Source organism: Streptomyces sp. MnatMP-M17 (assembly GCF_900091995.1).
Taxonomy (GTDB): Bacteria; Actinomycetota; Actinomycetes; order Streptomycetales; family Streptomycetaceae; genus Streptomyces.
The window spans coordinates 1-10,835 of record NZ_FMDK01000652.1 but is presented as its reverse complement, the minus strand read 5'-3'; the positions used below and the strand labels follow the sequence as shown (position 1 = coordinate 10,835).

The following is a 10,835-nucleotide window of genomic DNA, read 5'->3' as shown; positions in this document are numbered from 1 at the left end:
CGGGGAGTCCGAGGGGCGCCGAAGGCTGCGGTCGTGGCTGGCCGGTCCGCTGGCGCGGTACGCGGACCTGCACGACGACCTCGCGGCCGACGCGACCTCCAGGCTCTCCCCCTACCTGCATTTCGGCTGCCTGTCCCCGGTCGAGCTGCTGGACCGGGTCCGTGCGCTCGGCGGTCCCGGGGCGCACGCCTTCGTCCGCCAGCTCGCCTGGCGGGACTTCCACCACCAGGTCCTGGCCGCGCGCCCCGACGCGGCCCGCCACGACTACCGCCCCCGGCGGCACAACCGCCGGCGCCGGAACGCCGAGGAGATCAGGGCCTGGCAGGAGGGCCGCACGGGATACCCGGTCGTCGACGCGGCCATGCGGCAGCTCCGGTACGAGGGGTGGATGCCCGGCCGCGCCCGTCTGCTGACGGCAAGCTTCCTCACCAAGACGCTGTGCGCGGACTGGCGGGTGGGGGCCGGGTACTTCCTGGAGCTGCTGGTGGACGGCGATGTCGCGAACAACCAGCTCAACTGGCAGTGGATGGCCGGCACCGGTACCGACACCCGGCCGAACCGCGTCCTCAACCCCCTCGTCCAGGCCCGGCGGTTCGACCCCGGCGGTGAGTATGTACGGCACTGGCTCCCCGAACTCCGCGACCTGGACGCCGCGTCGGTCCACCGCCTGGCCCGCCCCGGCGAAACCCTCCGCACGGCTACGGACTACCCGCCCCCGATCGTGGACCTCACGGAGGCCACAGACCGGTTCGCGCGCCACCGCCGCACCGACTGACATCTCCGGGGGCGCGCCCGGCGGTCGGAAAGGCCCCGGCCAAGGCGGTTGGACAGCCGTCAGCCGGCCGGTCGGTGAGGTTCGCCGGCAAATCGGAACAGCCGTGGAGGGTTGTCCCTCCTCAACTTCTCAACCTCTCAACTCCTCAACCGACGTGGACTGGAGCTCCGGCCGGAACGTGAAGGAGATTTAGCCCCGCGACGTTCACATGCTGGACATGAGCGACGACCTGCGTGGATGCCGGTCCGGTGCGATCGTGTGCCGTGGGCCGCCGAGTGCGCTCGAAAGCGCGCACGCGCGCGTGATCCGGGTGGGTCCGGCACCCCGTCCGAATCAGCTTGAGCAACGGCGAGGAACCGATGAACCCGAGCGACACCGGCCGCCCCGAAGGTGACGCCGGCGCCGCGGCCGAGGTCAAGCCGCTGCTCGACGCCCCGCAGACGCCCGCGGCTGCGGTGGTGATGTGGATCTTCGTCGTCGGCCCGGTGATCTGCCTGATCGTCGTGGTGCCGTTGGTGTGGGGATGGGGTTTGTCCGCGCTGGACGTCGGGATGGCCGTGGCTGCCTACCTCGTGTCCATAGTCGGCCTCACGGTCGGCTACCACCGCCTCTTCACGCACCGCTCGTTCAAGGCGAAGCGGGGCCTGCGCATCGCCCTGGCCGTCGCGGGCTCGCTGGGGGTCGAGGGCTCGCCGGTCCAGTGGGTGGCGAACCACCGCCGCCACCACGCCTTCGCCGACCGGGAGGGTGACCCGCACTCGCCCTGGCGCTTCGGAACCGATACGCGCGCGTTGCTCAAGGGGCTTCTCCACGCGCACGTCGGCTGGATGCTGAAGCGTGAACTGAGCAACCGGGCCAGGTTCGCGCCCGACATCGCCGCCGATCGCGATCTGCGACTCATCGGCCGGCTCTTCGGCCCACTGGCCGCCGTCTCGCTCCTGGCCCCCGCGCTGGTCGGCGGGCTTGTCACCGGCACCTGGACCGGTGCGCTGACCGGGTTCTTCTGGGCCGGCGTGATGCGGATGGCGCTGCTGCACCATGTCACCTGGTCGGTGAACTCGGTCTGCCACGTCGCGGGCAGGCGCCCGTTCGCCAGCCGGGACAAGGCCACCAACTTCTGGCCGCTCGCACTGCTGTCCTTCGGCGAGAGCTGGCACAACTCCCATCACGCCGACCCGACGGGCGCGCGCCACGGCGTGCTGCCGGGCCAGCTCGACCCGGCGGCACGCCTGATCCGGGTATTCGAGAAGCTGGGCTGGGTCCACGACGTCCGCTGGCCGAACCCGGACCGTCTCAGCGCTCGACCGCTGCCCGAACCGTCCGGTCCGCACGAGTCCGCGGCCTGACGTTCCCCGGGCGGCGCATCGCCCCGGGTCCCGCGCCGATGGGACACAGCAGCCGACGCGGGACGTCACGTGGGCGAACGCGACTGGAACCGCAACTACCAGAGCCTCTGCCGTGCGGGGCGTGACCTGTGTCCGGCCACGGGTACGCGGGGGTCAGCGTGCGTCGTGACCCCTTACCTCTTCGTGCCGGAGCCGGGTACGACCGACCGTCACCGGCTCGGACTCGACTGTGCTCGACGTCCCGTTGGCCCATGTGCCGGTCACCTGAACGCTCACCCTGTCGCCGAGGTACTTTCCCACGAGGTGGAACCGCGACCTGGTCGCGCCCGCCACCGGCTTGCCGTTCACGAGCCACTGGTAGCTGAATTTCGCGTCCGGGACCCACTTGCCCGGGTCGGCTGTCACGTACCCGCCGACCTTCGGCGAGCCCTTGATGACCGGTGTGCCCGTCACCTTCAGCCGATAGTGGTAGAAGGTGACGTTGCTGGGACCGTTCGGGTCCGGCTGCTCCCGGTTGAGGATGTTGAGGGTCAGACCGTTCCGTGTCTCCAGGAACGACAAGCCTTCGACCTCCTGGTCGTAGGGAACCTTGAGATCGAAGAGGACCTGGACCTCGCCGGTCGTCAGGTTGGCGCGGGAGATGTTCTTCCCGGCGTCGTTCGAGGCGAAGTACATCCAGCCGTCATGGATCTTGCCGCCCTGGGCCTGGTCGATCGTCTGCGACAGCGGGATGTATTTCCTGAACGTCCAGTCGCGCAGGTTGTAGACGGCGATCTCCGTCGCGTTGTCATAGGCCATGCCGTAGGCGAGGCCCTTGTGAGCGTCGACGGCCACCCAGCTTGCGATGTCCTGCACGCCGTGCGGCGGGTTCAGGGCGGCGGCGTGGCCGGTGAAGCTCAGACGGGCGGCGTTGTAGACAGCGAACACCGGCGTGTCGTATCTGCTGCCGGTAACCGAATCGCGCGTGCTGGTGTCGAGCGAGATGTAGAGCTTGCCGTTGGCGTAGTCGATGTCGCCGATGTGGTTCAGGCCTTTGTAGGCGAGCGGCGAGGGGCCGGCCAATTCGGCCGGAATGGCCGGCGAGCTTTTGAAGATCGTGTTGTACCGCATATCCGTGATCTCCAGCCCGTTGCTGCTGGAGAAGTACCAGTGAGTGCCGTCAGTGGTGACGCCCTGGCCGCGCGAGCTCTCGGCCTCGCCGGTGAACACGTCCTTGCCGATGAGCTCCCACGTCTCGACCTCCCGCGCGGGTGCCGCCGCCGCCCCGGGTGCTGCCACCACCGGTCCCGCCACCACGGCCGCGCCGACCAGGGCGAGTCGGCCGATGAAATTCCTTCTGGTGAAACTTCCCATGATGACTCCATCTGATCTGCCGACGGACGAGCTGTCCGCTGTGTCGGACTAAGTCGTACGAGGGCGAGTTTGCGCCGCCACGGCGGCAGCGTGACCGGGCGCTTAACCTCGATTCATCAACGGCCTTGAGCGCACGGGGGGGGGCACCCTGTTTGCCCCACGTGATTCCCACGTGCTGGTGGGCGGGGCCTTCGCGTGCCGCTGCGGCCCTGCCGGGGTTCCACGGCGGGGCGGTCGCATGACGGTTCGTACACCGGTTGCCGGGTCCGTCGTAGATACCGGGGCGGGCCCCGGCGGATTCGGAGGGGCCCAAGTGGTTCTGACGGCAGTAGTTGACGGCAACGTCAGCGGATGGGTGCTGCACGGAGTGGCGGTTCGTCGCGGTCATAGGGCTGGCTGGTGGTCTCGTCGGAGCGTTGGAGGGCGCGGCCGAGGAGGTCGATGGCGTCGCGCTGAAGCCGGAGCCGGACGTGGGCGTAGACGGTGGCGGTTACGCCGATGTGCGTGTGGCCGAGGAGCTCTTTGATCACGACGAGCTCGACGCCCTGTTCCAGGAGGAGAGTGGCGGTTGAGTGCCGGAGATCGTGGAAACGGATGCGGCGGAGGCCGGCCTTGCGAAGGAGGGTGGTGAAGGAGCGGGCGAGGTTGGTCGGGTCGATCGGCCTGCCCTGCGGCGTGGTGAACACGTGCCCCTTGTCTTGCCACCTGGTGCCCGCGGCCTCGCGCTCGTACTGCTGCTGTTCGTGGTGGAGCTTCAGCGACTGGAGACAGCGTGCGGGGAGGGCGATGCGGCGTTCGGAGGCCCGGGTCTTGGTAGGGCGTGTTGCCTGGAACCTCCACCTCGTGGCGGGCCAGTGATGTCGAGCGAAAATTCGCCGCATGATGGCGCGAGAAGGCATAGCGAACGCGAATTTGGTGATCAATTTTCCGACGGGTCCGTGTGCGGTGAGATTGAAATGCGACCGGGTGTTGGACACCTGCTGGGTGTGATCGATCACTTACGGTGCATTGGCAGCGCTTGGAATAGCCGGAGATATGGGAGGCGCTAATCATGCAGGCTCGTGCTGAAGCACGATATCGATGGGATCACGGCGAGCGGCCAGCACTCCTCCATACGACTGAGGAGGTCGATTCGTTGATCGACTCACTCCTGAGTGGCCCTGTCTACGAGAACCTGGCTCAGATCCATTCTCTGGAGCGAGATTCCATGCCCTCCGGATTCCCCGATCATGAACTGCTGGTTGGGGTCGACAGGGACCTCCAGGTGGGTATCCTTACCTACCTGGATTCCAGTGGCAATGTAGTCACCTTGGGATCGCTCGGTCGGTCTCCTGTGTATTATTTCCAGGGGCACATGACGGAGTTTCCCGCCAATTCGGAGATTTCTATCGATCTTGTTCGGCGAGGAGTCAAGGAATTCTTGTCTTCGGGAGGACTGCGCCCTACCTGTGTTCAATGGCAAGCGGTGCATCCCTGAAAATCCTGGTATGCGGTACTTGCACTGAGGTGGTACGCATCGAGGCCCGGAGCACGGTGTCAGGGTCCGATTGCCCTGGCTGTGGGAGCTGGTCGCGGCGGATTCACAGCTCCTACCTGCGGTTTCCCGTGGATGTGCCCAGTGGGGGCAGACGGGTCGTCGTCTGTTTACGAGTCCGCCGGTTCCTCTGTCCAGTCATCTCGTGCGGGCGCCGGACCTTCGCCGAGCAGATGCCGGGGCTGACCCGTCGGTACGGCCGGCGGACCGAGCGCCTGCGGTCGACGCTGGCCGCGGTCGGTCTCGCGCTCGCCGGTCGGGCCGGGGCCCGCATGGCGAGCGTCTTCGGCGTGTCCGTCAGCCGCAGTACGGTGCTGAGGCTAGTCGAAGCCTTGCCCGACCCGGAAGTTCCGGCCCCGCGCGTGGTTGGCGTCGATGAGTACGCGACCCGCAAGGGCCGCCACTACGGGACCGTCCTGGTCGACGTCGAAAGCCATAGGCCGGTGGACCTACTGCCCGACCGGGAGGCCTCCAGCCTGGCCGTTTGGCTCGCGAAGCGGCCCACGGTGGAGGTGGTATGCCGCGATCGGGCACCGTTCTTCGCTGAAGGCGCCACCGCCGGGGCACCCCAGGCGGTGCAAGTGGCGGACAGGTGGCACCTCTGGCACAACGTGAGCGAAGCCGCCGAGCGTTGTGTCGCAGACCACCGCGGGTGCCTGCGGGCGCTGGCGCCGGATCCAGCCCAGCTTGCCCCCGAGCTGAAGAAGTTCGAAGATCCGTCCGGCTCGCCGTGGCCTACCGGACATCGATTCGCCGACCGCACCCGCGCCAAGCACGCGACCGTCCACGAAATGGTGGCCGCCGGACTCAGCCGGAGGGCGATCGGCCGCCAACTCCGCATGACCTCGCGCACCGTCAAGCTCTTCGCCGACGCAGCCACCCCGGAGGACCTCTTCCGCGGGCAATGGCAAGGTCGACCGTCCAAGCTCGACGCGTTCAAGCCCTACCTGGATGACCGCTGGAACCAGGGCTGCACAAACGCCTGGACGGTTGGGGAGGAGATTGTGCCGCTCGGCTATCAGGGCAGCTACCAGCGGGTTCGCGCCTACTTCCGGGCGAAGCGGACCTTGCCCAGCCCGATCACAGCTCAGCCACCGTGACCCCGCGTCGTCGCCGGCTGGATCCTCCGGCGACCTGAGACCCTTCCGGAGATCGAACACCTTCGGCTCAAGGCCGTCCTGCTCCACTGCCCCGAACTCGACGCCCTCACCGGTCACGTCCGGTCCTTCGCCCAGATGCTCACCGAGCGCCAGGGCGAACGGTTACCGCAGTGGCTCGACGCCGTCCGGCAAGACGACCTCCCCAGCCTCCACACCCTCGCCGCGGGTATCGAACGTGACCGTGATGCCGTCATCGTCGGCCTCACCCTGCCCTGGAGTTCCGGTGTCGTCGAAGGACATGTCAACCGGATCAAGATGCTCAAGCGCCAGATGTTCGGACGGGCCGGCTTCGCTCTGCTGCGGAAGAGGGTTCTTCTGGCCAGCTGACCACAGCCACCCATAGGGTGACGGGGACGAGAGAAGAGCACGATGGATCCCCGCATACCCCGCCTGCGTCGCAAGCTGGCCGCGATCCCTTTCCAACCACTGCGCAGCCACTCCTTCGGGGAAGAGCAGCACAAGTTCTGCCTCGGTCCGAAGCTGGCGAAAGCACGCGTCGTTGCGTTCGAGGCCGAGCACGACATCGTCCTGCCCGACGCCTATCGGCAGTTCCTCACGCACATCGGCGGCTCAGGCGCGGCACCGTTCTACGGCCTCATGCCGCTGGAGCAGTGTTCCCTGCTGGTCATGAATCCGCGCGGAGAACCGGGGACACCCCGCGGCTTCGACGGCACAGACCCCAGGGCCCACGGACGCGATCTCTTCCTCCACATCATCGAGATGGGCTGCACCGACGTATGCGTCATCGCGGTGACCGGCCCCCTCACCGGCCGGGTCCTCATTGGTAACAGCGACGGCTTTTGGGGCCCCAACGTCTCCTCCGCCACCGACTTCCTCGACTGGTACGAACGCTGGCTCAACCACATGAGCGCCGGCCGTGACAACCGGGCCCTGGAACTCACCTCACCGCGGCTTCGTGCCCATCCAAACCGCCATCGCATGGCTCCGAAGATCTGACTCTCCGTCACAGTTACACGGAATGTGAGCCAGAACCCTTCGGGGCTCTGGTCCACTTCGTGCGGTGCGGTGACGCTCGATCACGCCAACGGATACGTTTGCGAAGGAGTTCGAAGCTACGCGGCCGAACGTCCGGCGCTTGAGCACCTTGATGCGGTTGACATGGCCTTCCACGGCACCGGAGTTCCAGGGCAGGGTCAGGCCGGCGGCGACGGACTCAGGGGCGTGTTCGTGGTGTTGAGGGACCGGCGGGGACCGGGCAGGTCGGTGGTCCGTACGCTCTTGGCGCGGGCGTTCATGCCGATGGGCCGGTGCGATCGCACCGGCCCATCGGGGGTTTCGGCTTTCGGTTTCGGGTGTCAGTGGTGCCTGGGGCGTCGCTTGCGGCTGGCGAGGACGACTGCCGCACCCGCACCGACCAGCAGGGCGACGAGGGCGAGAATCTCTCCCAGGTCGGTCACGCCGGTGTTCGCGAGTGAGCCCGGCGGCCGGCCGGCCGGTGCCGGGGCGTTGGGTGTCGGGGCGTTGGGCGCCGGGTCCGTCGGCGGCACCGCTGTCGGTGTCGGAGACGGGGATGCGGGCGGCGTGGGTGTCGGCGATGCCGCCTGCGGGATGTACACGCCGGCGTCGATCGTGTGATCAACCCCTCCTGGCGTGGCCGGTGCGGTGACCGGGGCGTACCCATTGCACAGCCGGCCGGTGGTCGGCGGGGTCACATTGGAGTCATGTACCCGGTCGTCACCGGCCCGAGGCAGGGTGAACCGCAGGTCGGTGGCGGCCGGTTGGCCCGGCACCCCGCTGGTGTCCGCGGTGCACACATCGAACTGCACGGTGTACTTCGCGCCCGGTGTCAGCTCGTATTCCGCGCCGACACCACCGAAGTAGTACTCGCCGGCGGCATCGGTCGTGGTCGTGGCGACCTGCTTGCCATCGGCGTCCAGCAGGTTGATCGTCGCACCCGGCAGCAGCACATGCCCGGGGTCCTGGACGCCGTTGTGGTCGCCGTCGTACCACACCACGTTGCCGATCTGGATCGGTGCGTTCGCCGCGGCGTACGCGATGTCGCCGAGGCCACCGGCCTTGCCGAACCCGTTCTGGTTCGGACCGATGAACTGGTAGGCGTTGGCGGCGGGGTCGTTGCCGGGGCCGAGGCCGGTGGCGATGTCGTAGTAGCCGGTTCCGTTGGTGATGACCTGGCCGGTCGGGTCCATCTGCGTGCTGACGACCCACTGCTGCTGCGGGATATAGGCGACCGATCCCAGCGCGGACTCCTGGTGCGGCCCGGGCTGGGTCGAGGAGCCGCCGTTCGGGAAGAAGTCACCCGGGAAGTACTCGACGACGCTGCTGGGCTGAACCCCGTCGATCGCCGGGTCCGTGGCGTGGTCGGGGCAGTTTCCGGTGCCTTCCCACTCGTACCCGCCGGTGGGCGTGGCGCAGGCCATGCTGATGTCGCCGCCGGACATGCCGTTCTGCGGGGTGTCGTTGCCCGGCCTGGGGTCCAGTCCGCCCCAGCTCACGACGTCCATGAACCTGTCGCGGAAGCCGAGGATCATCGAGCCGTCGCGGGCGAAGGCCATACTGGCCAGTGCCGGCTGCGGATCGATCATCGCGCCTTCCATGTTGTGGTCGTCCCAGGTCTCCAGGCTGGTGTCCCACGGGTTCCAGTGGCGGACCTGGTCGCCGGACCTGCCGGTGAGCACGCTCCCGCGCTCGGCGGTCAGCGGCTGGGACAGCACGGTGGTGAACCGCTCGCCGTCATAGGTGGCGACGACGGCCTTCAGGTCCGCGCGCTGCTGTGTGCTCTCCGCGCTGCACACACCGCCCACATACAGGGTGTTGTTGTGGGTGGCCAGGCTGAACGGACGCCAGTCCTCGGCCGACGCACAGCCCGGGTCGGGGATCGGGACCGTCGTCTCGGGCGCCGACGCCGTGGCCCCGGTCGCGTCGAAGCCGACCAGGCTTCGGGTCCGCAGGTTCACCGCGTACAGCGTCGAGCCGTCTTCCGACAGGGTCAGGCCGCCGATGCTCTCCTTGCCCGGTACGTCGGTGAACCCGGCGTCCTTGATCAGGTTGTCGGTGTCGTGCGGCGTCTCCGTGGCGCCCGGCACCTTCGCGAACAGCTTCGGGGCGCCCCCGCCGTCGGCCGGCACGGTGTAGATCGCGTCACCGCCGTCCGGCCCGTACTCGGTGTACCGCCGGGCGAACGCCGACTGGAAGAGCTGCTCGCGGTACTTGTCGTAGGCCAGTCCGAAGGTCGTGCCCACCTGGTCCTGGGTGTTGAGCACCTCCGGGCATGCCTGCTGGTCGGGACAGTTACCGCGGGCGCCTGTCCCGAACGCCACCAGTGCCCGGGTGTCCGTCCCGCCGGCACCGCTCTGGACCGGCACGAAATAGCGGGAATCGGGCAGTGCGTAGTCGGCCGGGTCCCAGACCCCGGTGATCACCGAGGCGTCCTCGCCGTCCGAGACGTCCACGAACGTGGTGAAGCTGTCGAAGTGATTCGGTGCGGTCGAGGCGGGCGCCGCCCGCAGATAGTCGCTGTACGGTGCCGGGACGGTGACATCGACGCGGTACCGGCCGCCGGTCAGCTCGGTCGACGGCGGCACGATGACCTTTCCGGTGGCATCCGTGACACCAGTGACGTGATGGCCGGCGAGGTCGGCGACATCGACCTTCATTCCCCGCTGCGGCACGTCCATGGTCGAGTTGATCACGCCGGTGCCGAAGAAGTCCCGCAGTACCTCGACGGTCAGGGTGCCGTCGGAGGTCGAAGCGCCGGCCTGCCCGGCGCCGGTCAAGATCGCGCCTGTGCCGCCTCCCACCAGTAACAGGCCGGACAGCCCCATCCGTACCAGTCCACGTAATGGCATGGCGCTCCTTTACGTCGTCCTACGCTAACGCCAACGCGGCAAATTCAGGGGCGAGCCTACAAGTTGACAGAATGTCATGTCTGGTAAACGCAGAGTTCGATGGTGCCTCGGTATAGACCTGTTACGATCGCGCCGCGTGCGGAGCATCAGAACGCGGAGCATCGACATCAAGCGGGATCGCCCGGGGCGCGAGGCAGGCCGGCGCCGCCGGTGGCCAAGGTTACGCCGGGTGGCAGTCGCCGCCATCGGCATCACGGCAGCCGTGACCACCGCCTTCGTCCTTCTCGGGGACAGCGGTGACCCCACCGCTCCGCGGGCGTTGACCTCGGACGAGGTGAACCGGCTGGCGATCACGCGGTTCCTCAACTACCAGGCGGGTGGCCGGGCGGTGACGATCAACGTACCGAACGCCGCCGGCGGGCTGGTCGTCACCGGATCCATCGACTACCGCACGCATACCGGTTACGGGGTGGTGCGCGGGACCGGGCGCGACACGTCCAGCGACGGGCTGATCCAGTGGACGGCCACCACCGTCCTCGTCCGCCCCATGACAGACCCCCCGGTAGCCGCACCGGCGTCGCCGCCCGCGTCCGGTTGGTACAGCCGTCCGCTGCGGACATCGGGTATGACCCTGGACAGTTCGCTGGCCATCGCGCTGAGCCTCGGCAGCGACCGGCCGGACAACGCCGCACTGCTGCCGCAGAGCGGCGCCGCATGGGTCGGGCAGGACCATGTGCACGGCCATCGGACGGACATCATGAACGGGCCGGAGGCCGGCGGCAAAGCCGGTACCAAAGCCGGTACGTCAGGGACCGTGCGCTACTGGATCGGCTCCGGCCG

At 68.1% G+C, this 10,835-nt stretch carries 9 protein-coding genes and 1 pseudogene; 7 read left to right on the top strand and 3 right to left on the bottom strand.

Annotated features, from left to right (window positions below; genetic code table 11):
• Window positions 1-775: FAD-binding domain-containing protein (locus tag GA0115259_RS27360; protein ID WP_272921210.1), on the top strand; the 775-nt coding region annotated here is incomplete at its 5' end.
• A gap of 359 nt (window positions 776-1,134) precedes the next feature.
• Window positions 1,135-2,121, top strand: a complete 987-nt coding sequence (locus GA0115259_RS27355; protein ID WP_093601992.1) for an acyl-CoA desaturase — start codon at window positions 1,135-1,137, stop codon at window positions 2,119-2,121.
• 153 nt (window positions 2,122-2,274) lie between these two features.
• On the opposite strand, the gene GA0115259_RS27350 is transcribed toward GA0115259_RS27355, so the two are convergent.
• Window positions 2,275-3,474, bottom strand: a complete 1,200-nt coding sequence (locus GA0115259_RS27350; RefSeq protein WP_093601990.1) for a hypothetical protein — start codon at window positions 3,472-3,474, stop codon at window positions 2,275-2,277.
• A 344-nt stretch (window positions 3,475-3,818) separates the two neighbouring features.
• Window positions 3,819-4,298 (bottom strand): annotated as a pseudogene (locus tag GA0115259_RS27345) (tyrosine-type recombinase/integrase); the annotation flags it as partial.
• Window positions 4,299-4,525: 227 nt separating this feature from the next.
• Between GA0115259_RS27345 and GA0115259_RS42930 the strand changes: the two are divergent.
• From GA0115259_RS42930 to GA0115259_RS27330, 4 genes are read left to right on the top strand one after another with little or no spacing between them, the layout of a single operon-like run.
• On the top strand, window positions 4,526-4,951 hold the full coding sequence (locus GA0115259_RS42930) for an Imm1 family immunity protein (RefSeq protein ID WP_093601988.1): 426 nt from the start codon (window positions 4,526-4,528) through the stop codon (window positions 4,949-4,951).
• Window positions 4,930-6,108 (top strand): ISL3 family transposase, encoded by a 1,179-nt coding sequence (locus GA0115259_RS27335; RefSeq protein ID WP_237540533.1) that lies wholly within the window; start codon window positions 4,930-4,932, stop codon window positions 6,106-6,108. The genes GA0115259_RS42930 and GA0115259_RS27335 overlap by 22 nt, the downstream gene beginning before the upstream one ends.
• 21 nt (window positions 6,109-6,129) lie before the next feature.
• Entirely contained in the window at window positions 6,130-6,495 is a 366-nt protein-coding gene (locus GA0115259_RS41235; protein WP_218104241.1) for a transposase, read from the top strand.
• Window positions 6,496-6,537: 42 nt separating this feature from the next.
• Complete coding sequence (locus tag GA0115259_RS27330; RefSeq protein WP_093601986.1) at window positions 6,538-7,125, top strand: SMI1/KNR4 family protein; 588 nt, start codon at window positions 6,538-6,540, stop codon at window positions 7,123-7,125.
• A 359-nt stretch (window positions 7,126-7,484) separates the two neighbouring features.
• Here GA0115259_RS27330 and GA0115259_RS27325 read toward each other — a convergent pair whose 3' ends face one another.
• The gene (locus tag GA0115259_RS27325; protein WP_093601984.1) at window positions 7,485-9,995 is read right to left on the bottom strand and encodes an SdrD B-like domain-containing protein; all 2,511 of its coding nucleotides are present in this window, start codon (window positions 9,993-9,995) and stop codon (window positions 7,485-7,487) included.
• A 76-nt stretch (window positions 9,996-10,071) separates the two neighbouring features.
• Here GA0115259_RS27325 and GA0115259_RS27320 point away from each other — a divergent pair.
• The coding region (locus GA0115259_RS27320; RefSeq protein WP_237540532.1) for a hypothetical protein at window positions 10,072-10,835 on the top strand (764 nt) is incomplete at its 3' end.

What these genes read in the sequence shown, in the direction of transcription:
- GA0115259_RS27355 (WP_093601992.1), top strand. Translation starts at nt 1,135, where the DNA reads ATGAACCCGAGCGACACCGGCCGCCCCGAAGGTGACGCCGGCGCCGCG.
- GA0115259_RS27330 (WP_093601986.1), top strand. Translation starts at nt 6,538, where the DNA reads ATGGATCCCCGCATACCCCGCCTGCGTCGCAAGCTGGCCGCGATCCCT.
- GA0115259_RS27325 (WP_093601984.1), bottom strand. Translation starts at nt 9,995, where the DNA reads ATGCCATTACGTGGACTGGTACGGATGGGGCTGTCCGGCCTGTTACTG.
- GA0115259_RS27335 (WP_237540533.1), top strand. Translation starts at nt 4,930, where the DNA reads ATGGCAAGCGGTGCATCCCTGAAAATCCTGGTATGCGGTACTTGCACT.
- GA0115259_RS42930 (WP_093601988.1), top strand. Translation starts at nt 4,526, where the DNA reads ATGCAGGCTCGTGCTGAAGCACGATATCGATGGGATCACGGCGAGCGG.
- GA0115259_RS27350 (WP_093601990.1), bottom strand. Translation starts at nt 3,474, where the DNA reads ATGGGAAGTTTCACCAGAAGGAATTTCATCGGCCGACTCGCCCTGGTC.